At 55.7% G+C, this 22,316-nt stretch carries 22 protein-coding genes; 13 read left to right on the top strand and 9 right to left on the bottom strand.

Annotated elements, in window-relative coordinates:
- Window positions 1-3: 3 nt before the first annotated feature.
- Together fghA and AC2FHX_RS12755 are read right to left on the bottom strand one after the other, a co-directional pair.
- A complete protein-coding gene (gene fghA / locus AC2FHX_RS12760; protein ID WP_496701860.1) occupies window positions 4-837 on the bottom strand; it encodes an S-formylglutathione hydrolase in 834 nt (277 codons plus the stop codon).
- Between the two features lie 103 nt (window positions 838-940).
- Window positions 941-1,870 (bottom strand): AEC family transporter, encoded by a 930-nt coding sequence (locus tag AC2FHX_RS12755; protein WP_142636323.1) that lies wholly within the window; start codon window positions 1,868-1,870, stop codon window positions 941-943.
- A 193-nt stretch (window positions 1,871-2,063) separates the two neighbouring features.
- On the opposite strand from AC2FHX_RS12755, the gene AC2FHX_RS12750 reads away from it, so the two are divergent.
- The 7 genes from AC2FHX_RS12750 (at window position 2,064) to AC2FHX_RS12720 (ending at window position 9,637) form a co-directional block, all read left to right on the top strand.
- Window positions 2,064-2,681 (top strand): TetR/AcrR family transcriptional regulator, encoded by a 618-nt coding sequence (locus AC2FHX_RS12750; protein ID WP_142636321.1) that lies wholly within the window; start codon window positions 2,064-2,066, stop codon window positions 2,679-2,681.
- Between the two features lie 368 nt (window positions 2,682-3,049).
- A complete protein-coding gene (locus AC2FHX_RS12745) occupies window positions 3,050-4,633 on the top strand; it encodes an ABC transporter substrate-binding protein (protein WP_496691598.1) in 1,584 nt (527 codons plus the stop codon).
- Between the two features lie 65 nt (window positions 4,634-4,698).
- Window positions 4,699-5,793: a M24 family metallopeptidase gene (locus AC2FHX_RS12740; protein ID WP_496701862.1), complete on the top strand. Its 1,095-nt coding sequence runs from the start codon at window positions 4,699-4,701 to the stop codon at window positions 5,791-5,793.
- The gene (locus AC2FHX_RS12735) at window positions 5,793-6,800 is read left to right on the top strand and encodes an ABC transporter permease subunit (RefSeq protein WP_142636316.1); all 1,008 of its coding nucleotides are present in this window, start codon (window positions 5,793-5,795) and stop codon (window positions 6,798-6,800) included. Before AC2FHX_RS12740 ends, AC2FHX_RS12735 begins: the two co-directional genes overlap by 1 nt.
- On the top strand, window positions 6,800-7,702 hold the full coding sequence (locus AC2FHX_RS12730; RefSeq protein WP_185956667.1) for an ABC transporter permease subunit: 903 nt from the start codon (window positions 6,800-6,802) through the stop codon (window positions 7,700-7,702). Before AC2FHX_RS12735 ends, AC2FHX_RS12730 begins: the two co-directional genes overlap by 1 nt.
- Window positions 7,703-7,706: 4 nt before the next feature.
- Window positions 7,707-8,684 carry an ABC transporter ATP-binding protein gene (locus AC2FHX_RS12725; protein WP_496701864.1) on the top strand — a complete coding sequence of 326 codons (978 nt, stop codon included), beginning with the start codon at window positions 7,707-7,709 and terminating at the stop codon, window positions 8,682-8,684.
- Window positions 8,681-9,637: an ABC transporter ATP-binding protein gene (locus AC2FHX_RS12720; RefSeq protein WP_281972919.1), complete on the top strand. Its 957-nt coding sequence runs from the start codon at window positions 8,681-8,683 to the stop codon at window positions 9,635-9,637. Before AC2FHX_RS12725 ends, AC2FHX_RS12720 begins: the two co-directional genes overlap by 4 nt.
- A 1-nt stretch (window position 9,638) precedes the next feature.
- Here AC2FHX_RS12720 and AC2FHX_RS12715 read toward each other — a convergent pair whose 3' ends face one another.
- Complete coding sequence (locus tag AC2FHX_RS12715; RefSeq protein ID WP_496701866.1) at window positions 9,639-10,316, bottom strand: GntR family transcriptional regulator; 678 nt, start codon at window positions 10,314-10,316, stop codon at window positions 9,639-9,641.
- Between the two features lie 157 nt (window positions 10,317-10,473).
- Between AC2FHX_RS12715 and AC2FHX_RS12710 the strand changes: the two genes are divergently transcribed.
- A complete protein-coding gene (locus AC2FHX_RS12710; RefSeq protein WP_246097212.1) occupies window positions 10,474-11,511 on the top strand; it encodes a GlxA family transcriptional regulator in 1,038 nt (345 codons plus the stop codon).
- 32 nt (window positions 11,512-11,543) lie between these two features.
- Here AC2FHX_RS12710 and AC2FHX_RS12705 read toward each other — a convergent pair whose 3' ends face one another.
- The 6 genes from AC2FHX_RS12705 to AC2FHX_RS12680 form a co-directional block, all read right to left on the bottom strand.
- The gene (locus AC2FHX_RS12705; RefSeq protein ID WP_496701868.1) at window positions 11,544-12,386 is read right to left on the bottom strand and encodes a fumarylacetoacetate hydrolase family protein; all 843 of its coding nucleotides are present in this window, start codon (window positions 12,384-12,386) and stop codon (window positions 11,544-11,546) included.
- Window positions 12,387-12,405: 19 nt separating this feature from the next.
- Entirely contained in the window at window positions 12,406-13,164 is a 759-nt protein-coding gene (locus tag AC2FHX_RS12700) for an SDR family oxidoreductase (protein WP_496701870.1), read from the bottom strand.
- Between the two features lie 84 nt (window positions 13,165-13,248).
- On the bottom strand, window positions 13,249-14,079 hold the full coding sequence (locus AC2FHX_RS12695) for an amidohydrolase family protein (RefSeq protein WP_496701871.1): 831 nt from the start codon (window positions 14,077-14,079) through the stop codon (window positions 13,249-13,251).
- Window positions 14,076-14,504: an RbsD/FucU family protein gene (locus tag AC2FHX_RS12690; protein WP_496697009.1), complete on the bottom strand. Its 429-nt coding sequence runs from the start codon at window positions 14,502-14,504 to the stop codon at window positions 14,076-14,078. The genes AC2FHX_RS12695 and AC2FHX_RS12690 overlap by 4 nt, the downstream gene beginning before the upstream one ends.
- Window positions 14,494-15,546 (bottom strand): aldo/keto reductase, encoded by a 1,053-nt coding sequence (locus AC2FHX_RS12685; RefSeq protein ID WP_496701872.1) that lies wholly within the window; start codon window positions 15,544-15,546, stop codon window positions 14,494-14,496. The genes AC2FHX_RS12690 and AC2FHX_RS12685 overlap by 11 nt, the downstream gene beginning before the upstream one ends.
- Window positions 15,543-16,280, bottom strand: a complete 738-nt coding sequence (locus AC2FHX_RS12680; protein WP_496697013.1) for a GntR family transcriptional regulator — start codon at window positions 16,278-16,280, stop codon at window positions 15,543-15,545. Before AC2FHX_RS12680 ends, AC2FHX_RS12685 begins: the two co-directional genes overlap by 4 nt.
- A gap of 83 nt (window positions 16,281-16,363) precedes the next feature.
- Between AC2FHX_RS12680 and AC2FHX_RS12675 the strand changes: the two genes are divergently transcribed.
- The 5 genes from AC2FHX_RS12675 to AC2FHX_RS12655 all read left to right on the top strand — a co-directional run bounded on the left by AC2FHX_RS12675 (window position 16,364) and on the right by AC2FHX_RS12655 (window position 22,282).
- Entirely contained in the window at window positions 16,364-17,917 is a 1,554-nt protein-coding gene (locus AC2FHX_RS12675; RefSeq protein WP_496702088.1) for a UxaA family hydrolase, read from the top strand.
- A gap of 40 nt (window positions 17,918-17,957) precedes the next feature.
- A complete protein-coding gene (locus AC2FHX_RS12670; RefSeq protein ID WP_496701873.1) occupies window positions 17,958-19,484 on the top strand; it encodes a sugar ABC transporter ATP-binding protein in 1,527 nt (508 codons plus the stop codon).
- Complete coding sequence (locus AC2FHX_RS12665) at window positions 19,481-20,488, top strand: ABC transporter permease (protein ID WP_496701874.1); 1,008 nt, start codon at window positions 19,481-19,483, stop codon at window positions 20,486-20,488. Before AC2FHX_RS12670 ends, AC2FHX_RS12665 begins: the two co-directional genes overlap by 4 nt.
- Before the next feature lie 48 nt (window positions 20,489-20,536).
- Entirely contained in the window at window positions 20,537-21,481 is a 945-nt protein-coding gene (locus tag AC2FHX_RS12660) for an ABC transporter substrate-binding protein (RefSeq protein ID WP_271948847.1), read from the top strand.
- Between the two features lie 153 nt (window positions 21,482-21,634).
- Complete coding sequence (locus AC2FHX_RS12655) at window positions 21,635-22,282, top strand: GNAT family N-acetyltransferase (RefSeq protein WP_246097210.1); 648 nt, start codon at window positions 21,635-21,637, stop codon at window positions 22,280-22,282.
- The last annotated feature ends 34 nt before the right edge of the window (window positions 22,283-22,316 follow it).

The following is a 22,316-nucleotide window of genomic DNA, read 5'->3' as shown; positions in this document are numbered from 1 at the left end:
GCCTCAGTCTCCATACAGTGCTTCGGCGTGGAAAGTGATGTGGTCTTCCATGAAGGTCGACACAAAGAAGTAAGAATGGTCATAGCCGGGCTGCAGACGGAAAACTGCCTGTTGGCGACGTTCGGCTATCGCCTGGGCCAGCGCCTGGGGGCGCAACAGGTCGATGAACTGGTCATTGTCGCCGGTGTCGATCAGGACAGGGCCGTCGAAACCGGTGTTCTTCATCATCAGCGATGCGTCGTGCTTGGCCCATTGGGCCGCGTCATCGCCCAGATATGCCTTCAGTTGTTTGCGGCCCCAATCGGCGCTTGTTGGGTTTGAAATCGGTGCAAATGCCGAAACCGATCGGAACCGGCCCGGTAGGTTCATTGCCAATGTCAGGGCGCCATGGCCGCCCATGGAATGGCCGGTAACGGCCTGGCGGTCTGCGTCGATTGCAAAGGTTTCAACCAGCAGAGCGGGCAATTCCTCGGCCACATAGTCCCACATGTTGAAGTGCGGTGCCCAGGGTGATTGCGTGGCATTCACATAAAACCCCGCGCCCTGGCCCAGATCGTAGTCCTCGTGATCGGCAACGCCTTCGCCGCGCGGGGATGTGTCAGGGAAAACAAGGGCGATACCCTGTTCCGCGGCCCAGGCCTGCGCCCCGGCCTTGGTCATGGCGTTTTCATGGGTACAGGTCAGACCAGACAGATACCATAGAACCGGAACCGGGCCGTCCTTTGCCTCGGCGGGCAGGAACAGTCCAAAAGTCATGTCGCATTGGCAGGCAGCCGAGGCGTGGCGGTAGACGCCCTGGACGCCTCCGAAACAAGCGTTTTCCGAAAGGGTTTCCATTTGGTTCCGTCCTTACGTTAGGTTCGCGCCATGGCTATCGTTACTCGGTCCGTGCGTAAAGTCTGTGTTCCTGCGGCCAGCGAGTATTTTCCCTATCTGTGGCTTAGAATGTTCCGGCTATGGCAATCACCAGTGGCAGTGTCAGGATGCTGACCACGGTAGACAAGAGAATTGCGGCCGAAGCCCGATGGGGTGCGACCCCGTAATAGGCCGCCAGCATATAGACATTCCCAGCGACCGGCAGTGCTGCCGCTGCAATGGCAACCGAAGCCGAGAAGCTTTCCGCCGGGATCAGCCAGATTACGAAGACAGCAACGCAGAGCGGATGAATGATCAGCTTGCAAAAACTCAGCCAGGCAGCGATCTGAACACGCTCGGCGGATTTGCTGGCGAGCGATGCCCCTATCGCAAACAAGGCTCCCGGAGTGGCTGCCCCGCCCAGGATTGTCAGAAAATCGTTCAGTGGAACGGGCACGGGAATTTGGAAGGCTGACCACAATAGCCCCGCTGAAATAGATACGATCATCGGGTTTTTGAGCAAACCGAGGCCAATCAACCGAAATGTTGCCGGCGTCAGCCGCCCATCGCGTCCGGCATTGATCAAAATCACAATCAGCGAGGAAAACACCACAAGGTCGACAGTCAATACCAGCATGACCGGGCCGATTGCTGCTTCGGTGAACAAAAGCGCAAGCATCGGCAGCCCCAGAAAGCCCACATTGCCGATCGCAGCGCATTGGGCTTCGACGGCAGAAGTTGGTATGTCAAGGCCGCGCATCCACGCGATCAGACTGGCCAGAGCATAAACCGTAAGCGTTCCCAGCAGATAGCCCGCGACCAATCTGCCGTCGAATATCTCGGCAAAGGGCAGGGTGGCGGCAAAGCGGAACAACATTGCCGAAAGTGCAAAATAGAACACGAATTTCGTCAGATAGGCCGTGGCTTCTTCCGAAAAGAACCGACTGCGCCCAGCCCAATACCCCAGGCCGATAATCGCAAAGAACGGCAGCGTACGCAGAAAAATATCAGCCATGGCCAGAGTGTTAGCACGGTTTTCTCTGGCGGCAACCCCTGGCCAATCAGGCCCCGTCGAACGACCTTCGCGGACTGGCCTAACGGAAAAATTACCATAATCCCGCCTGCCCATGGACGAAATCCTATGCGAATCGTTGTATCTGAACTGATCAGTTTATAGATTCGACGAATTCACCCCTGAAGGAGAGCGCATGTCCGAAGCAACTGCCATTTTGCGAACAGGCCGAAAATTTGATCAGGTCCTGCAAGGAGCCCGATCGGTGTTCATGGCAGATGGTTTCGAAGGAGCTAGCGTAGATGACATTGCGCGCGCGGCGGGTGTTTCCAAGGCGACTTTGTACAGCTATTTCCCGGATAAGCGTCTTCTTTTCATGGAGGTCGCTCAGAACGAATGCTGCCGTATGGCCGAGAATGTCGTTTCGATGGTTGACGATACAAAACCCGCGCGCGAGGTGCTGACCATCGCTGCGACCCAGCTGGCCGCATTTCTGGTGTCGGATTTTGCGCAGCAGGTGTTCCGCATCTGCGTGGCCGAGCAAGATCGATTCCCCGAACTTGGCCGCGCCTTCTATGAGGCGGGGCCGCAAAATGGCACCCGGCAACTTGCAGAATATCTGCAAAAAGCGGTGAATAAAGGCGAATTGGTTATCGAGGACCTTCAATTTGCCGCTGAACAGTTTTCGGAATTGTGCAAGGTCCGCCTTTGGCCCCGATCCACATTCGGCATTCAAAGCAGCTTTTCAGAGGCTGAGATTGAAGAGGTCGCGCTGCAGGCTGTCGACATGTTCATGGCCCGTTACGGCGCCTGACATTTGGGTCGGATCGACTCGATTCAAGATATGGATGTGGAGGTCGATCCCTGAAGCCCGCGGCATTTAGGATTGATGGCATTCAAGAGTTCGGACGCTCCTGCCCGGTGGCTTCGCCACTGCTTGGCTCTAATCGCCAAAGAACCGAAATCAGTTAGAAAACAGGCCCGACCAGGCAAATCATAACGCTGTACCTGCCCTCTTTTTTACTTCCTGATCGCTGGGCGGTGAACTCAGTTGACAATGGATTTTGTATTTTGGATACATTGGGCAGGGATTTCGCGGCGGTGACAGTCATCAAAGATTGTTCTGACTAGAAATTAGAACAACGCGAAAATCTGAAGAAAAAACATTTCTGGGAGAAACTCATGAAACTTAGATTGATGGCCGCAACTGCAGCGATTGCGTTGTCCAGTGCTGCGGCCCAAGCAAATACTTTGGTATATTGCTCGGAAGGATCACCCGAAGGCTTTGACCCGGCGCTATTTACCGCAGGGACAACCTTTGATGCCTCGTCACACCCGATTTACAACCGTCTGCTCGAGTTTGAGACCGGTACTACCAATGTTATCCCCGGTCTGGCGGAAAGCGTTGAGGCCAGCGATGATGGTCTGGAATATACCTTCAAATTGCGTCAGGGCGTCAAATTCCATTCGAATGACGAATTCACGCCGACGCGTGATTTCAATGCTGATGACGTGATCTTCTCGTTCATGCGCCAGAAGGATGAAGGCCATGCCTATAATCAGGTATCTGGTGGTACCTGGGAATATTTCCAGGGCATGGGTATGCCGGACCTGGTCGAGTCGATTGAAAAAGTCGACGACTACACAGTGAAGTTCACCCTGTCCAAGCCTGAAGCGCCTTTTGTGGCCAACATGGCGATGGACTTCGCCTCGATCCTGTCTGCGGAATATGCGGATGCGATGATGGCCGCGGGTACGCCTGAGAATCTGAACACAGCACCGATCGGGACTGGTCCGTTCTCGTTTGTAGCCTACCAGAAAGACGCGGTGATCCGCTATGCGCAGAATGCCGACTACTGGAAGGCCCCTGCGGATGTGGAGAACCTGATCTTCGCTATCACGCCGGATGCATCGGTTCGCTATCAAAAGCTGAAAGCGGGCGAATGTCATATCATGCCTTATCCGAACCCGGCCGACATTCAGGCGATGCAGGACGATGCAGATATCAACATGTTGGAGCAGGAAGGTCTGAACGTCGGCTACCTCGCCTACAACACCACCATGGCACCGTTCGACAATCCGAAGGTCCGCAAGGCGCTGAACATGGCGATCGACAAGAATGCGATCATCGACGTCGTGTTCCAGGGCTCGGGCCAAGTTGCCAAGAACCCGATCCCGCCAACCATGTGGGGCTATAACGACGCCATCACCGATGACGCGTATGATCCCGAAGCGGCCAAGGCGATGCTGGAAGCCGAAGGCGTATCCGACCTGTCGATGAAGGTTTGGGCTATGCCGGTACAGCGTCCCTATAACCCGAATGCACGCCGTATGGCCGAGCTGATCCAAGCGGATTTTGCCAAGGTTGGTGTCGACGTCGAAATCGTGTCCTATGAATGGGGTGAATACCTGTCGCGTTCGAAAGATCTGGACCGTGACGGAGCCGTTCTGCTGGGTTGGACCGGTGACAATGGCGATCCAGACAACTTCTTGGCGGTTCTGCTGGGTTGTGACGGACGCGAAGCCTCGAACCGGGCGCAGTGGTGCCACGAGCCCTTCGAAGAGCTGATCCTCAAGGCCAAGCAGTCCACCGATCAGGCCGAACGCACCAAGCTGTACGAAGACGCTCAGGTGGTATTCAAAGAGCAGGCGCCTTGGGCAACGATCGCACACTCGGTGGTCTTTATGCCGATGCGCAACGAAGTGCAGGGCTATAAAGTGCACCCGCTGGGCGGCCACATCTTCTACGGTGTGAGCGTCGAATAATTCATCACTTACCGACCGGAGCCGCCCGCGTGGCGGCTCCGGTTTCTTATTGGAGGTCGGCCCTGATGCCGAATTTGTCCGAGTACCGTCAACTGGCAAAGGACATGTCAGTTGATGCCGTGGCCCTTGTGCCCGGCCCAAATTTCACCCGTGCATTGGGAAAACCTTTCATGAGCCACGAGCGGCCCTTTGTGGTCGTGGTCCCCGGCGAAGGTTCTCCTGCGGCCATCGTTCCCAACCTTGAGCTCGGCAGTTGGGACCTGGTTGAATTTGAAGGCGCCGTTTTCGACTGGTTCGACCAGACCGGATATGATGACGCCTTTGCAGCCCTCGCCAAGCATATGCCGCTGACATCGCTGGCTGTGGAAGGGCAGGTGATGCGAGTCTTTGTGTCGAAAGCGTTTACCAACGCGTTACCGGACCTGCGGATTGTCGATGCCGAGCGTGAAATTTCTGGCTTGCGCATTATCAAGACAGAAGACGATATCGCAGCGCTTCAAGCCGCGATCGACATCTCTGAAAGCGCGTTAGAGCGCGTGATTGCGGATGTGCGCGTCGGTCAGACCGAATTGCAGATTGAACAGGCCTTGATTCAGGCACTGTTTGCGGAAGGCGCCGCCTCGCTGGCATTTTCGCCGATTGTTGCCGCCGGGGACAACTCGGCGCGGCCCCATGGCAAGGCGCGGGCGGATTACCAGATCAAACCGGGCGATGCGCTTTTGTTTGATTTCGGAGCCCGCAAACATGGGTTTGCCGCCGACATCACCCGCACGTTCTTTGTCGAAGAGGTCTCGGACGAGGGCAGGGCGGTCTATGACACCGTTCTGCGCGCCAATCTGGCAGGGTTCAAAGCCTGCCGTCCCGGTGTCACGGCGCATGATATCGACGATGCCGTGATCAGCGTGCTCGAAGCGTCACCCTATGCCGATCGGATCCGCACTAAAACGGGCCACGGGCTGGGCCGCGACGTTCACGAAGCGCCGTATATCATGCGTGGAAACGACCAGAAAATCCTTCCGGGCATGGTTTGGACAAACGAGCCGGGCCTATACGCGCTGGACAATTTCGGCGTGCGCATAGAAGATGACGTGCTTGTTACAGGGGATGGCTGTCGGTCGCTGACCCACTTTCCCAAAGATCTCACAATCATAGGTCGCTGATGTTTGGCTACTTTCTTTCTCGTCTCGGTATGTTCATTCCGACATTCCTGGGTGTAACGCTTATCTCCTTCATGTTCATTCGGGTTTTGCCCGGTGATCCGATCATCGTCATGGCCGGTGAACGCGGAATGTCCGAGGAACGCTATCAGGAAATGGTGGTCAAACTGGGCTTCGACAAGCCGGTCCTCCAACAATATTGGGACTATCTGACCGGCGTTATGCAGGGCGATCTGGGCGAAAGCTTTGTCACCAAGAAACCGGTCTGGGACGAGTTTTTTGCCCTGTTCCCAGCGACGCTGGAATTGTCGATCTGCGCGATGATCTTCGCGGTGGCCCTTGGGTTGCCCGCCGGTGTCATTGCCGCAGTCAACCGGGGCAAATTCTTTGATCGGGCGCTGATGTCATCTGCGCTGGTGGGATATTCGATGCCGATCTTCTGGTGGGCGCTGCTGCTGATCATCGTGTTCTCGGGCAACCTGGGCTGGACGCCTGTTTCGGGTCGGATCGACCTTCTGTATTACTTCCCCAGCGTGACCGGCTTTATGCTGATCGACAGTCTTTTGTCGGGGCAACCCGGGGCATTCACGTCGGCTGTTCGGCATTTGATTCTGCCAACGATTGTTCTGGGGACGATCCCGCTGGCTGTCATTGCGCGTCAGACGCGCTCGGCGATGCTTGAGGTTTTGGGCGAGGACTACATTCGTACCGCGCGGGCAAAAGGCCTGTCACCCACTCGGATCAACGGGCTGCATGCTCTGCGTAATGCGTTGATCCCCGTGATTACGGTGATCGGCCTGTCGGTTGGAACTTTGCTGGCTGGTGCAATTCTGACCGAGACGATCTTTAGCTGGCCGGGCATCGGCAAGTGGATGGTCGACAGCATCTTCCGGCGCGATTACCCGGTGGTGCAGGGCGGTCTTCTGATGATCGCCGTGATCGTGATGCTGGTGAACCTACTGGTCGATGTCCTTTATGGCATCATCAATCCAAAAATCCGGAGGCGGTGATGGCTGAACTATCCGCAAACGCACCCAAAACCGAAGACCGCCCAAGCGCCTTGCGCGAATTCTGGTTTTATTTCAGTGAAAACCGCGGCGCGGTGATTGGCCTGTGGGTATTCGCCGCCTTTGTCTTTTGCGCTGCCTTCGCACCTTTGCTGGCCCCCTACGATCCAACCGAACAGTTCCGCGAGCATATCCTGCAGCCTCCGGCATGGCAGGAAGGCGGCAGTTGGGCCTTCCCGCTGGGGACTGATCCACTGGGCCGGGATATGCTGTCGCGGCTGATTATGGGATCTCGCTATTCCTTCTTTGTCGGGATCGTCGTGGTTTGTGTGGCCGTGTCAGGCGGTGTGGTTCTTGGCCTGCTATCCGGGTTTGCACCCAAATGGGTCGATACGATGATCATGCGCGTGATGGATATTATCTTGTCCTTTCCGTCGCTGCTGCTGGCACTGGTTCTGGTCGCCATTCTGGGCCCGTCTCTGACCAATGCAATGATCGCCATCGCCATTGTGTTTCAACCACATTACGTGCGCCTCACCCGCGCCTCGGTTCTGGCCGAACGGCAAAAAGATTATGTGACCTCGGCCCGTGTGGCCGGTGCAAGCAAGGCACGCCTGATGTTCAAAACCGTGCTGCCGAACTGTCTGGCGCCGATCATTGTCCAGGCGGCGCTGTCCTTCTCGACCGCGATTCTGGATGCTGCGGCACTTGGCTTTCTGGGCATGGGGGCGCAGCCGCCAACGCCTGAATGGGGCACGATGCTGGCCGAAGCGCGCGAATTCATTCTGCGCGCCTGGTGGGTGGTAACTTTCCCGGGCCTGGCCATTCTGGTCACGGTGCTGGCAATCAACCTGATGGGCGACGGTCTGCGCGACGCGCTGGACCCCAAGCTGAAACGGAGCTGACGACATGAGCCTGTTGGAAATCCGAAATCTTTCGGTCGAGTTTGCTACTGCGTCGGGTGAGTTCCGCGCTGTGGATGGCGTTGATCTGTCTGTCAACAAGGGCGAGTTGATGGCCATTGTCGGGGAAAGCGGCTCGGGGAAATCCGTTTCAATGCTGGCGCTGATGGGGTTGCTGCCATGGACGGCGACAATCACTGCAGATGAAATGAGCTTTGAGGGTCGCGACCTGACTAAAATCTCGGCACGGGATCGGCGCAAGATCATCGGCAAAGATATTGCCATGATCTTTCAAGAGCCGATGTCTTCGCTAAACCCCTGTTTCACGGTCGGTTTCCAGATCAAGGAAGCACTGCGTATCCATTTGGGGCTAAACCGCAAAGACCGTCATCACCGCGCGATTGAGCTGTTTGACCTGGTGGGTATCCCGGCACCTGAGAGCCGTCTGAATACGTTCCCTCATCAGATGTCGGGCGGCATGAATCAACGGGTCATGATCGCGATGGCGATTGCCTGCACCCCGAAACTTCTGATCGCGGACGAACCCACTACCGCGCTTGATGTAACAATTCAGGCGCAGATTCTGGATCTGTTGGTCCGATTGCGCGATGAGCAGGGGATGGGCCTTGTTCTGATTACCCATGACATGGGTGTTGTGGCAGAAACCGCCGAGCGGGTTCAGGTCCAATATGCCGGTCAAAAGGTCGAGGAACAGCCGGTACGCGATCTATTCCGCACACCGCGCCATCCTTATACCTCAGCTTTGCTGAACGCTTTGCCTGAACGGGCAACTTCGAAATTGCTGCCGACGATTCCAGGTGTTGTTCCTGGTCAATTTGACCGTCCCAAAGGTTGCTTGTTCAGCCCGCGATGCCAATTCGCCGATGACCTGTGCCGGAACACACCACCCGCTCCGCATGGAGCAGATTTCGGCAAGGCCCGCTGTCACCACGTCAAGGAAATCACCGCTGGAGAATTGGCATGACCGCCCCGATCGTTCAGGCAAACGCGTTGGCCCGGCACTATGAGGTCAAAGGGGGATTGCTGTCGAAATCGGCAACGGTCAAAGCCCTTTCCGGTGTGGATTTTGCCCTAGAGCCTGGCAAGACGCTGGCCATTGTAGGAGAGTCCGGGTGCGGTAAATCCACCCTCGCTCGCGTCGTAACGATGATTGAAGAGCCCACTTCTGGAACACTGACCATCGACGGCGTCGATATCACCCCGTCAAAATGGGCTGAGATGCGCGAAAACGTGCAGATCGTGTTTCAGGATCCCTATGGTTCGCTTAATCCGCGACAACGGATCGGTCAGATCCTTCAGGAACCTCTGATCATCAACCGGCCCGATATGACCGCTGCGGAACGGGAAACTCGCGCACGCGAAATGATTGATCTTGTCGGTCTGCGCCCCGAGCATTATGATCGCTACCCCCACATGTTTTCGGGCGGCCAACGGCAGCGGATTGCGATTGCCCGAGCCCTGATGCTGAACCCCAAGGTTCTGGTTTTGGATGAACCGGTATCGGCGCTGGATGTTTCGATCCAGTCACAAATCCTGAACCTGCTGGTTGAACTGCAAGAGCGTCTGAACCTGGCCTACCTGTTCATCTCGCATGACCTGTCTGTGGTGAAGCATTTCGCTGATGACGTAATTGTCATGTATCTGGGACGCGCAGTCGAGAAAGCTCCGAAAGAACAGTTGTTCGCGGCGCCCCGGCATCCTTACTCCAAAGCGTTGTTGTCGACGACACCGCGTGCCGACCCCGAGGCGCGTAAGGAACGGATCAAGCTGGAAGGTGAGTTGCCCTCACCGATGAATATCCCCAAGGGATGTGCCTTTGCTCAGCGATGCTGGCTGGCAACTGACGAATGCCGTGCGGCACCACCCGATCTGCAAGGAACAACCCATCAGGCTGCATGCCTGCATCCGCTGGGTTAGGTTAGCTCTCGGAACTGCGCGTTGCGGTGACCATCGCAAGCAAATGGTCTTTTGTACGCCCAATATGTTGGGTCAACAGCGCGCAGGCTTCCTCAACTTGCCCATTCTCGGCCAGCGTCAGCAGTTGGCGATGGTCCTTTTTCGCGGGCTCGCGTTGTTCCATAACGCTCAGGTGCATACGGACATAGCGATCGGACTGTAGATTGATCCGTTGTAGTATATCATTGGTGATCCCACGGCCTGCTGCAGCGTAAAGCGCATTGTGGTATTCGTAGTTCAAACCACCCCACCGCCCGACATCATAGGCTTCGTAGGACGTTTCCATTTCTTCCAGAAACCTTTCGCATTCGGCAAAATTTGCTTCGGTCATCTGTGGAATTGCACGCCTGAACAGGTCGACCTCCAACATTATCCGCAGGTCAAATATCTCACCGATTTCTGACAGCGAATGTCTTGTCACCGCAGCGCCGCGATTGTTGGTCAGCTGCACAAGACCCTCTGCATCAAGCCGTTTTAACGCTTCTCGTATGGGCATGCGTGACACGTCATAGTCTTCTGCCAAGGCTTCTTGACGGATGGCTTCACCTTCTGCCATCTCACCGCTTAGAATACGCTCGCGCAGGTCATTTGTGATGACATCGGGCAAACTTTGCCTGGGAATTGCGCGGGTTCTTGGCATTGTTACAGTCTCTGCTGGTGTAATTTTGTATCCAAAATACAAAATAGACACCGATTTTCCAAGAGCCTTGCATTCACTAATGAATATAAAGTGTTGATTGATTTCAAGCCGCCTCGGCTGCCACAATAAAAATGGTCACGTTCTATAAGGATTAAACATGAAAGAGGATCGTATGGATAATCCGCGCTTTTTGCCAAAAGGCGCAATTTCCGTGGACGTTTCCTATGACGGGCCGCCCAAGGCCTTCTATTTTCTGCTTTTACCCAACACGACGATGCTGGCTTTCAGTGCCGCGATTGAGCCTCTGCGCATATCAAATCAACTGTCCAGAAAGCAGCTGTTCGAATGGTACGTGCTCTCCACCGACGGAGAACCCGTGACCTGTTCCAACGGCATACGTGTTCAGGCGGATCACTCGGTTCATGACCTGGAGAAGGGAGCGTTTGTCTTTGTGTGTTCCGGAACGCAACCGATGAGGTCTTTCAACACAAATGTCCTGAACTGGATTCGGCGCCAAAAGGCGCATGGATGTGAGTTCGGTGGGATTTGTACCGGTGCATTTGCCTTAGCAAAGGCGGGCGTGATCGGAACCAGAAACTTTACCGTCCATTGGGAAAACCGGCCTGGCTTTTGTGAGAACTTCCCAACAATGGAGCCGACCCAGAACCTCTATGAAATTGACGGGAAACTTAGAACATGCGGGGGCGGGCACGCCAGCACTGACATGATGCTTGAAGTTATCGAGGAATTGTTTGGAAACGCCTTGGCAAACAATGTTTCGGAAATGTGCCTGCACAGAAGGCTGGGAGAAGGCGGCAGCAAACAGGTATCGCCGGTTTCGGCGCTTTTGGGCACGCGAAATGCCAAATTGATCGAAGCGGTGCAAATCATGCGCGAAAATATTGAAACGCAGCTTAGCCTCGAGGCAATAGCGGATCAGGCGTCCCTGTCCCGGCGGCATATGGAGCGGCTGTTCAGGCAGCACACTAACATGTCGCCGGGACGGTTCTACAATGAACTCAGGCTGGACCGGGCTTTTGCCCTGTTGAATGAAACAAACCTGAGCGTTTCTGAGATAGCCTTTGCATCCGGGTTTTCCAGTACGGATAGGCTTTCTGTGCATTTCCGGAACCGATTCAGAATATCACCGCATAATTTCCGGCGATCCTGGTCCGAGGAAACCCACCCAGAATGACTGGATGAGCACCACTTGATAGGTCCCAGGGGCTATCCCTGTATGACGTTCTGACGTTGAACCCCCAGACCTTCGATCCCCAGTTCCATCTTGTCACCAGGTTTGAGGTAAACCTGCGGATTTTGCCCCAGACCCACACCGGGGGGTGTACCGGTCGAGATCACGTCGCCGGGTTGCAGTGACATGAACTGCGACAGGTGCGAGATCACCGCTGTGACACTGAAATGCATCGTTCTGGTCGAGCCATCCTGATACCGATGCCCGTTCACCTCAAGATACATTGGCAGGTCTTGGGGATCAGGGATTTCGTCCCGTGTTACCAGCCAGGGACCGATTGGGCCGAACGTATCTGCGGATTTACCTTTGACCCACTGACCTGAACGGTGCAGTTGAAAATCCCGTTCTGACAGGTCATTGATCACACAATATCCTGCCACATGGGCCAGTGCTTCATCCTCCGAGATGTATTTTGCTTCTTTTCCGATGACGACGCCCAGTTCCACCTCCCAGTCGGTCTTGACTGACCCGCGGGGGATTTCAACCGTGTCATCGGGGCCTATGATGGCGGATGTCGCTTTGAAAAAGACCACCGGCTCAGCAGGTAGGTCCATGCCGCTTTCGGCCGCGTGATCGGCAAAGTTTAAACCGATGCAGATGAACTTTCCGACACGTCCAACACAGGCGCCGATACGGCTGTCGGCATCGACAGGTGGCAGCGTTTCAAGATCCAGCGCGCGCAGCCGTACAAGGGTTTCATCGCTAAGCGCTTCCCCAGCAATATCGGCGACGATCCCCGACAGGTCCCGGATAGTGCCGTCTTTATCAACTATGCCCGGCTTTTCCGCGCCTGCTGGGCCGTATCGTAGCAATTTCATTTCACATTCCTCATTTGCTTCAGATCGTCCAGCCGCCATCAATGGCAAAGGGCTGTCCGGTTGTGTATTTGCTGGCATCGCTGGCCAGATAGAGCGCAAGTTCCGCGATCTCATCTGCGGTTCCGATGCGGCCCATGGGTTGCCGCGCAATAAAATCAGTCATTGCTTTCTCGTAATCCCCAGTTGCGCGCAACCGGTCGTGCAAGCTGGGGCTGTCGACAGTGCCGGGGCAGATCGCATTGCACCGGATGCCTTGTGTGACGAAATCGGCTGCGATCGATTTCGTCAGTCCGATTACGGCGGCTTTCGAGGCGCAGTATGCAAACCTGTTTGGAACGCCCTTCAACGAAGAGGCGACCGAAGACATGTTGATGATAGACCCGCCACCATGTTCCAGCATGGTTGGCAGGGCACATTGGATCAGCTGGTACATCGATTTGACGTTCAGCTCAAAACTGAAATCCCAGTCACGTTCATCACATTCCAGAATGGACCCGCCAGCCACATATCCTGCGCAGTTGAACAAAACATCCAACGGGGGCGTGTCCGCGACGAAGGCCTGCAATGCCGCCGCATCGGTTACGTCAAGTTTTACCGACGTAACGCCTTGGATATTCTGCAACTCTGCCAGAGAGGTATCATTGATGTCGCTGGCAAAAACCTGTGCACCTTCGGCGGCGAACAATTCGGCTGTTGCACGCCCTATGCCCTGTCCCGCAGCGGTGATCAGAGCAGTTTTTCCAGCCAGACGGCCAAGGTTTTCGGATGATGTCATCATCTATTTCACTCTCCTTCTAAAATCCAAGCTTCGGGGAACCACGACGGCAAAATCCCATCGGCATACAGCCTCGGAAAGATCAATCTAGTTCCTGAGGTCATAGGCCTGGGCAGCATTACCGCCCCGTATCGCCTGATGCTCGTGTGGTGACAGACCGGTTAACAGCGTATCGGTCGCCTCGAGCCATCGTTCATAACTGCTGTTTAATGTGCAAACCGGCCAGTCGCTGCCCCAGATCAGGCGATAGGGCCCGAATGTGTTCAGCAGGTGATCCACATAAGGCTTCAAGTCTTCTACCGTCCAATTCGCCCCGGCCTCGGTCACCAACCCGGAAAGTTTGCACCAGGCATTTGTATTTCGGGCCAATGTCGACATGTCTTCTTGCCAACCCTCCATGACTCCCTCCCGGATCAGGGGCTTGGCACCGTGATCAATTACCGTACGCATATGTGGGTGCCGTTCCAGCAGCTGTTGAAGCGGCCCCAGATGTCGCGGCAGGGTCAGCGCATCAAAGGTAAGGTTTGCCTGTTGCAGAGAGTCAAAAGCCGGTGTCAGCCCATCCCTGAGCATCCATAATGGGTCGGGAATGTCCTGAACCATGGGGCGCAAACCGACAAAAACCGGGTGGGCAGCCAGTCGTGCGATTTGTTCCGGTGCGTCGGCGGCCTCAAAATCAACCCATCCGACAACGCCTTTTATGAACGGGGCCTGCTCGGCGAGTGACAGCAGATACTCGGTCTCAGCAGCTGTCGGCGCAGCCTGTACTAAGACCGTACCGTCAATTCCCGCTCCTTTCAGCAATGGGGCCAGATCCGCGGGCGCGAAATCCGCGTAAATCGGCCCCAGATCCGGTGTCAGCCAGCCATAGTCTTCGCGCGCCAATGTCCAAAAATGCTGATGGGCGTCGATCTTCATCCAAGAACACCCTTTTTCAGGATGATGTTGCCATACAGCCGACGTTCGCCGGTTTGCACGATCGAAAAAGCTGTGGCCGCCCGGTCGTAAAAGGCGAAACGTTCAAGGCCCTGTATCGTGGCCGGGTGGTCCGCTATTTCGCTGATAATGGTCTGAAAATCGGCGATGGCCTCAGGTATAGCATCCGGATCGCCAACAACCTGCATGGTCAGGGCCGGGTCAGGGACAAATGTGTCCAACGGCATGACAGACAAAATAGCTCTTAGGATTTCGCTGGCGCTTGACCCGTCGGCACGTATGCAGCCCGGCCCAGAGCTGGAGCCGGGGAAATTCGCATCCGCAATCACGATTTCATCGCCATGCCCCATAGCGCGCAGGGTGTACAACAGGTCAGGCGACAGGATGGGATCAATATTACGCAGCATAGGCAGCCTCTCCGGGAAGGGGGGCGTCGGAACGGATCAATCCTTCCGAACACAGATCAGACCAAAGCGCAGCGGGGATTTGACGTTCGAGCAGGGCCGCATTGGCCTGCACCTCGGCAGCATTCACCGCGCCGGGGACAACGGTTTTGACGCAGGGATGGCCAAGGACAAATTGTAAGGCAGCAGCGATCAGTGGTGTATCATGGGCTGAGCAAACAGCCTCGATCTGGCGAACTCGGGCAAGGATGTCTTCGGGTGCATCAGCATAATTGTATTTCGCACCGGGAACAGCGCCGGTTGCGAGGATACCCGAGTTGTACGGCCCGCCAAGAATTATGCCCACGTCCCGCTTTTCGCAAAGGGGTAGAAAGCTGTCTAAAGCGTCTTGTTCCAACAGGGTATAACGGCCTGCCAGAAGAAACCCGTCAAAGTCGCCCAAGCCCAATAATCTTTCGCAGACCTGCCATTCATTTACACCGGCTCCAATGGCTGCGATTTCACCGGCGTCACGAAGTTCGACCAGAGCTTTGTATCCGCCGCCATCGAACAGTTCCCGGATCTTGGCATCAGATGCCTCCTGACTACCCTGACTGAACGCACAGACGTCATGCACAAGCAGGATATCGGCGCATGAGACACCCAACCGGTCGCGGCTGGCGTCGTAGGATCGCATGACCCCGTCATAGGTATAGTCGAAAACGATACGTTTCTGCGGCACATCAACAAAGGCTTCGGGTGTGACCTGATGCGGTGCGCAATCCAGCAGCAGACGCCCGATCTTGGTCGAAAGTTGAATCTCTTCGCGTCCGAACCGGGCAATAGCCTGGCCAAATCGTTGCTCGGAGCGGCCCAACCCATATTGCGGTGCGGTGTCAAAAAATCGGATACCCAAATCAAAGGCTGCCTGTAGCGCAGCCTGCGCATCCTCATCTGATACTTTGCGATAGAGATTCCCCAAAGGCGCGCCACCAAAACCCATCCGAGTCAGCGGAACGGGTCGCGCCGTGCGGCCATTTAGAAGCTCTGTTGCGGTAACTGTCATCCTGCCTCGCGTATTGGATGAGGGGAGTCCGTGAAAAGGTGGGACTGTTCCTGCTGCAAGCGTTGAATCCGAGGCATCAACTGCCCAAGATGACGTTGCATGGCGTCCTGTGCAGCTTTTTCATCTCTCTCAAGAATCGCGTTGAAAATGGCGCGGTGTTCGGCCAGCGTTTCCACCACCCGGCCCGGGGTGGGCAGCAGCAGCATTCGCGCTCTGGTCACTTGCAATGAAACGGTTTGCGCGACGTCGCTTAACCTGTTGAATCCTGTGAATTTCATTAGCAAGCCGTGGAATTCTTCATCCGCCTCGTAAAAGCCGGGGACATCTTCATCTTCGATCAGCAGCTCTTGCAGACGCATGTTGCGGCCCAGTATCTTGCGCTGATCCTCGGTCAAATCGCGCGCGACTTTGGCGACCGTCGCAAGTTCAAGTGCTTCACGCAGGAACATGCCCTCGCGAATTTCGGACATCGAGAAATAGGATACGCGCGTGCCGGATTGGGGCACGACATCCACCAGACCCTCGGAAGCAAGTCGGGCAATCGCCTCGGTCACGGGCGCACGCGAAACGCCAAGGCGTTCGCATATCGGCGCCTTCCTGAGGTTGTCGCCCGGCGCGAAGTCCAGCGACAGGATTGCATGCTTGATTGAGAGGTAAACGCGCTGAGACAAAGAGCCCTCAGACGTAGAAATATCGCGCAGGTGCAGAGCGTTTATGTCCTGTGGTTTATTCATATTTAGTGACCTAGCATACTAACATGTTAGTTGACAAGTGCGTGCCCGACGATTAGCAGTCGGGATCAGCAAACAGGAAAATGATGCAACCAGATCAGAAAATAAAGGCTTCTCAGCCCGCAGCGCGCGATACAGTCAGGTTGAACCCGGACGACAATATCGTCATTGCACTCCGAGATCTGAAGATCGGCACGCAGCCTTCCGGGCTGAATGTCCCGCTTCGGGATCAGGTTCTGCGTGGGCACAAGATTGCTATTACCCCAATTTCTGCCGGAAAAAACGTCATTCGCTATGGTCAGATCATTGGTCAGGCAAAGGCAGATATCGCAGCCGGAGATCACGTCCATGTCCACAATCTTGGTATGGGGGCCCATCAGCAGGACTATGCCCATGCGACCGCAAATACTCCTTTGCCGCATATCGACGAAGAGCGGAGTTTTCTTGGGTATCACCGGTCCGATGGGAAGGTTGGCACGCGCAATTATATCGGAATTCTGACGACGGTGAATTGTTCGGGTTCAGTAGCCCGGTTCATCGCCGAAGCGGCCTCAAAAAGCGGGTTGCTTGATCCATATCCCAACGTGGACGGGGTGGTGCCCATCGTGCATGGCACGGGCTGCGGTATGTCGTCCAAGGATGACGGCTATGCTACGTTGATGCGCACCCTGGCCGGGTACGCCCAGCACCCGAACTTTGCCGGCATTCTGCTGATTGGGCTGGGATGTGAGGTCATGCAAGTGGCCAGTCTGGTTGATGGCCGCCCCATCCGCGAGGACGGTGCCTTGCGCTATATGACCATCCAAAACGAAGGCGGTACGCGCCGCACGATCGAGCGCGGGCTTGCCGAGCTGGAGGGGATCGCGCGGCTGGCCAATCATGCGGTGCGCAAGCCCGCTCCGATCAGTGCGATTACGGTCGGGATGCAATGCGGTGGCTCGGATGGTTATTCCGGCATCACTGCCAATCCAGCGCTTGGATATGCCTCTGATCTGCTTGTGCGCCATGGCGGAACGACAATCCTATCGGAAACCTCTGAAATTTATGGCGCCGAGCATCTTTTGACCCGGCGCGCAGAAACGCCGGAAATCGGCAAAAAACTGATCGACCGTATTCATTGGTGGGAAGATTACACCAAGCGCAATGGCGGCGAGATGGACAACAATCCAAGCCCCGGAAACAAGCGCGGTGGACTGACGACCATTCTTGAAAAGTCTCTGGGTGCGGTGGCCAAGGGGGGCACGGCCCCGATGCGCGACGTCTACAGATTTGGTGAAATTATCGACAAAAAGGGCTTTGTCTTCATGGACAGCCCCGGGTTCGATCCTTGCTCAGTCACGGGTCAGGTAGCAGCGGGTGCCAATTTGATCGTGTTCACCACGGGCAGGGGGTCGGTCTCCGGATATCAACCCACGCCCTGCATCAAGCTGGCAACAAATTCGGAAATGTACGCCCGCATGTCCGAAGACATGGATCTGAATTGCGGCGACATCGTCACTGACGGGGTCAGTATCGAGGCCAAGGGCGAAGAGTTGTTCGAAATGTTGATCCGTGTCGCATCGGGCGAACAAACAAAAAGCGAAGAGCTTGGTTTTGGGGGCGTTGAATTTGTCCCCTGGCAAATCGGCGCTGTTATGTAGCCGCAGGTTCGTCTGGGGTAGGGGCAAAATGGGAGGAGAGATGGAAAAACTGGTCGAAATGACGGGGATCGAAAAGTATTTCCCCGGTGTGCACGCGCTGAAATCCGTGCAGTTCGATCTGTTTTCGGGCGAAGTCCACGCGCTTATGGGGGAAAACGGGGCGGGTAAGAGTACGTTGATGAAAATCCTGTCCGGGATCTATCAGCGCGATGGCGGCGACTTGGCCATTCAAGGCAAATCAGCCAGTCCCACATCCCCGCGTGAGGCTCAGAACCTCGGGATCGGGATCATCCATCAGGAACTGAGTCTGATGAACGATCTGACCGTAGCGCAGAACATCTTTATCGGACGCGAGCCCCGGAAACGTTTTGGTCGCCTGGACGAGGCTGCGCTGAACGCTCAAACCGCCGAAATCTTCGGGGCGATGAACCTGAATCTCGATCCCAAAGCGCTGGTCGGCGGGTTGACCATTGCCAAGCAGCAGATGGTCGAAATTGCCAAGGCGCTGTCCTATCGGTCCAAGGTTCTGGTCATGGACGAACCGACCGCGGCCCTGAACGACGCCGAGATTGCCGAGCTGTTCGTCATCATCCGCCGCCTGAGGGCCGAGGGGGTGGGGATTGTCTATATCAGCCACAAAATGGACGAGCTGAAACAAATCGCCGACCGTGTGACTGTCATGCGCGACGGTGAATATGTTGGCACTGTCGGTGCCAGTGACACGCCGATCAGCAAGATCATTGCGATGATGGTTGGGCGCGAAGTATCCGAAGACCCTCTGGATGTGCCGGACCTGAGCGATGCCGAGGTTTCTCTGGACGTCGCAGGACTGTCGCGAGGCACGGATCTGAAAGATGTCAGCTTTTCGGTCCGGAAGGGTGAAATCTTGGGGTTTGCTGGGCTGATGGGGGCAGGGCGGACCGAAGTTGCGCGGGCAATCTTTGGGGCTGACACTATCGATGGCGGTGAAATCCGGGTACATGGGCAGATCGTGTCCATCCGTTCCCCTGTGGATGCCGTGCGGGCCGGGATCGGGTACCTGTCCGAGGATCGCAAGCATTTCGGCCTCGCCACGGGAATGAACGTCCGCGACAATATCGCTCTGGCTTCGATGGATAGGTTTACCAGTGCCACCGGTGTTCTGAACGATAGCAAAATCAGCACTACGGCCAAAGGCTATATCGCCCAGCTTGGCATTCGCACACCCTCGGATGTGCAAGAAGTGCGCCTGTTGTCCGGCGGCAATCAGCAAAAGGTAGTCATCGCAAAATGGCTTTTGCGAGATTGCGACATCCTGATCTTTGACGAACCCACGCGCGGTATTGATGTCGGTGCAAAATCGGAAATCTACAAACTGCTCGAAGAGCTGGCCGCGCAGGGAAAGACGATTATCGTGATCTCATCCGAATTGCCGGAAATCATGCGCCTCAGCCACCGCATCGCCGTCATGTGCGAAGGCCGGCTGACCGGAATTCTGCCCGGCGGAAACAACACCACTCAGGAAGACATCATGCATCTGGCCACCCAACGCACGGCGGCGATGCAGGTCACAGGGACAGCAACATGACCACAGCAACGGAAATAGACAAGAAAAAGCCCCTGGCGGGCCTGTCGGAAAGCGGCGCGTATCAAAAGCTGCTGGCCTTTGCCAGTCTCATCGCCCTGTTGATCGGCTTTTCGATCGCATCGCCGAACTTCATGCAAACCTCGAACATGATTGCCATTCTGCAGGCAACTTCGGTCAACGGCGTACTGGCCGTTGCCGCAACTCTGGTGATCATCACGGGCGGAATCGACCTGTCGGTTGGCACTTTGATGACCTTCTGCGCCGTGATTGCGGGCGTAGCCCTGACTTATCTCGGCATGCCCCTGCTTTTGGGTGCTGCTGCAGCCATTGCAGCGGGTGCGTTTTGTGGTCTGTGTTCGGGCACATTTGTGGCCAAAATGAAAATCCCGCCCTTCATCGCGACGCTGGGCATGATGCTGATCCTCAAGGGTCTATCGCTGGTTATCTCGGGCACACGACCGATCTATTTCAATGACACGCCTGGTTTCGATCAGATCTCGCGCGGGTCTCTGATTGGAGAAATCGTCCCCTCGGTACCTATCCCGAACGGCGTGCTGATCTTGTTTTTGGTCGCGATTGCAGCATCCTATATCCTCAGCCGCACTGTTTTGGGCCGCTATACGTTCGCTTTGGGATCAAACGAAGAGGCGGTCCGCTTGTCGGGTGTCAACACCGACGCCTGGAAGATGCGAATCTACGCGCTGGCCGGGGGAATTTGCGGCATCGGCGGCATCCTGATCGCCTCGCGCCTGAACTCGGCACAACCCGCTTTGGGGCTGGGATACGAACTTGAGGCCATCGCGGCTGTGGTCATTGGCGGAACCTCTCTGTCCGGCGGGCGCGGCACGATCCTGGGAACGCTCATCGGCGCGCTTATCATGGCTGTCCTGACCAATGGGCTGCGCGTTCTGTCTGTCGCGCAGGAATGGCAGACCGTTGTCACCGGCGCGATCATCATTCTGGCCGTCTATGCCGACATGGCGCGGCGCAAAAAGACCGGGTGAACAATTTTTAGGACCAAAGAAGATAACGACCAACTGGAGGAGAATATCATGTTAACACGTCGTTTCGTTCTGGGGGTGCTCAGCGCAGCCACCCTCGCAGCTCCGGCCTCGATGGCCATGGCGGAAGAAATCTATATTCCGCTGGTATCCAAAGGGTTCCAGCACCAATTCTGGCAGGCGGTAAAGCAGGGCGCCGAACAGGCAGCCGAAGAGTTTGACGTCACAATCACATTCGAAGGACCGGACAACGAAACGATGGTCGACCGTCAGATCGACATGCTGGCCGCAGCACTGGCAAACAATCCAAAAGCCATCGGCTTTGCCGCACTCGACAGTCAGGCCGCCATTCCGTTGCTGAAGCAGGCAAATGACAAGGGTATCCCGATCATCGCTTTTGACAGCGGTGTCGACAGTGATATTCCTGTTTCTACTGCCACAACCGACAACCTAGCTGCAGCGGGGCTTGCCGCTGACAAAATGGCCGAAAAGATTGGTGGAAAAGGCAAAGTTGCAGTGGTAGCCCACGACCAGACCAGCCGCACTGGCATTGACCGCCGCGATGGATTTGTGAACCGCATTGCGGAAAAATACCCTGATATCGAGGTTGTCACCGTTCAGTACGGGCAGGGAGACCATCTGAAATCAACCGAGGTGACAAAAGCGATCCTCACTGCAAACCCCGATCTGGATGGTATTTTCGGCACCAATGAAGGCTCTGCCATTGGTGTCGTGAACGGGGTTCAGGAATTGGGCACCGAGGGCCTTGTCATCATTGGCTATGACAGCGGCAAAGCCCAAAAAGACGCGATCAAAAGTGGTCTGATGACCGGGGCAATCACCCAGAACCCGGTTGGTATCGGCTATGAAACGGTCAAGGCGGCCGTCGCGGCGATGAAAGGCGAAGAAGTCCCGGCCTTAATCGACACAGGCTTTTACTATTACGATGCTTCCAATATTGACGATCCGAAGATCGCGGCAGTTCTTTACGACTAAGAGCCTGACAGCTTAATACGGACCGGTTCGCCCGATCGGCGGGCCGGTATTTTTGTTTTACTGGGTTGCAACAATCATCTTTTCTGTTTGTGGCGTTTTCATGCTATCCTCTACGGGTTATTTTTTTGATGTTTATTGAAGGTTGAAATTCCGGTGAAAAAAAAGCCCAGCAACAAGACCTATGTCCTGCGTCCTCTGGAAAAATCCGATCTTGAGACAATTCTGCCCTGGTTTCAAAATGTAGAGGATTTAGCCAAATTCGAACGCGTGTCCCGCATCCCTCTTAATCTTGCACAGACAGAGGAAAGCTGGAGCGACATGTTCACCGGCTCAGCCATCGGCCGCAGGTGTTGGTTCGTTGTTGAGAATTCGGCGGGAAAACTGGTCGGCATGAGCGGCCTCGAGGGGATATCGCCGATCAATCGCGATGCTGTCGTTGCGATGTTCGTCGATCATTCGGTGCGCCGCCATGGGGTTGGTATCAGAGCGACGGCTTTGGTCGCCGATTTCGCCTTTCGACAACTGGGGCTGAACCGGCTGACGTCGTATTATAGGGCGGATAATGTCAGCAGCAGAGACTTGGTTGCCAGACTGGGGTGCCAGATCGAGGGGTCGATGCGTCAGGCCTGGTTTGCAGATGGTCAGTTTCACGATATGGTTGTGGTCGGGTTGCTGAGCAGCGATTGGTTCGAAAACCGAAATTCACTGGCGAAAGAATTGGGCGGTGAAACCATCGTTAAGCTTGGCAATAATGCCTCGGATTGCTGGTGTTGGCCCCCGCAAGAGACTGGGTCGGACTAAGAGACGTTATTACCAATCATTTCAAATCTTTTTT

Source organism: Ruegeria sp. CDSC042, from assembly GCF_059610745.1.
Note: the sequence above shows the minus strand (reverse complement) of the source record. Positions and strands in the feature narration are given on the sequence as shown.

Coding starts and splice junctions, on each gene's coding strand:
- fghA (WP_496701860.1), bottom strand. CDS start 837: ATGGAAACCCTTTCGGAAAACGCTTGTTTCGGAGGCGTCCAGGGCGTC.
- AC2FHX_RS12755 (WP_142636323.1), bottom strand. CDS start 1,870: ATGGCTGATATTTTTCTGCGTACGCTGCCGTTCTTTGCGATTATCGGC.
- AC2FHX_RS12750 (WP_142636321.1), top strand. CDS start 2,064: ATGTCCGAAGCAACTGCCATTTTGCGAACAGGCCGAAAATTTGATCAG.
- AC2FHX_RS12745 (WP_496691598.1), top strand. CDS start 3,050: ATGAAACTTAGATTGATGGCCGCAACTGCAGCGATTGCGTTGTCCAGT.
- AC2FHX_RS12740 (WP_496701862.1), top strand. CDS start 4,699: ATGCCGAATTTGTCCGAGTACCGTCAACTGGCAAAGGACATGTCAGTT.
- AC2FHX_RS12735 (WP_142636316.1), top strand. CDS start 5,793: ATGTTTGGCTACTTTCTTTCTCGTCTCGGTATGTTCATTCCGACATTC.
- AC2FHX_RS12730 (WP_185956667.1), top strand. CDS start 6,800: ATGGCTGAACTATCCGCAAACGCACCCAAAACCGAAGACCGCCCAAGC.
- AC2FHX_RS12725 (WP_496701864.1), top strand. CDS start 7,707: ATGAGCCTGTTGGAAATCCGAAATCTTTCGGTCGAGTTTGCTACTGCG.
- AC2FHX_RS12720 (WP_281972919.1), top strand. CDS start 8,681: ATGACCGCCCCGATCGTTCAGGCAAACGCGTTGGCCCGGCACTATGAG.
- AC2FHX_RS12715 (WP_496701866.1), bottom strand. CDS start 10,316: ATGCCAAGAACCCGCGCAATTCCCAGGCAAAGTTTGCCCGATGTCATC.
- AC2FHX_RS12710 (WP_246097212.1), top strand. CDS start 10,474: ATGAAAGAGGATCGTATGGATAATCCGCGCTTTTTGCCAAAAGGCGCA.
- AC2FHX_RS12705 (WP_496701868.1), bottom strand. CDS start 12,386: ATGAAATTGCTACGATACGGCCCAGCAGGCGCGGAAAAGCCGGGCATA.
- AC2FHX_RS12700 (WP_496701870.1), bottom strand. CDS start 13,164: ATGATGACATCATCCGAAAACCTTGGCCGTCTGGCTGGAAAAACTGCT.
- AC2FHX_RS12695 (WP_496701871.1), bottom strand. CDS start 14,079: ATGAAGATCGACGCCCATCAGCATTTTTGGACATTGGCGCGCGAAGAC.
- AC2FHX_RS12690 (WP_496697009.1), bottom strand. CDS start 14,504: ATGCTGCGTAATATTGATCCCATCCTGTCGCCTGACCTGTTGTACACC.
- AC2FHX_RS12685 (WP_496701872.1), bottom strand. CDS start 15,546: ATGACAGTTACCGCAACAGAGCTTCTAAATGGCCGCACGGCGCGACCC.
- AC2FHX_RS12680 (WP_496697013.1), bottom strand. CDS start 16,280: ATGAATAAACCACAGGACATAAACGCTCTGCACCTGCGCGATATTTCT.
- AC2FHX_RS12675 (WP_496702088.1), top strand. CDS start 16,364: ATGCAACCAGATCAGAAAATAAAGGCTTCTCAGCCCGCAGCGCGCGAT.
- AC2FHX_RS12670 (WP_496701873.1), top strand. CDS start 17,958: ATGGAAAAACTGGTCGAAATGACGGGGATCGAAAAGTATTTCCCCGGT.
- AC2FHX_RS12665 (WP_496701874.1), top strand. CDS start 19,481: ATGACCACAGCAACGGAAATAGACAAGAAAAAGCCCCTGGCGGGCCTG.
- AC2FHX_RS12660 (WP_271948847.1), top strand. CDS start 20,537: ATGTTAACACGTCGTTTCGTTCTGGGGGTGCTCAGCGCAGCCACCCTC.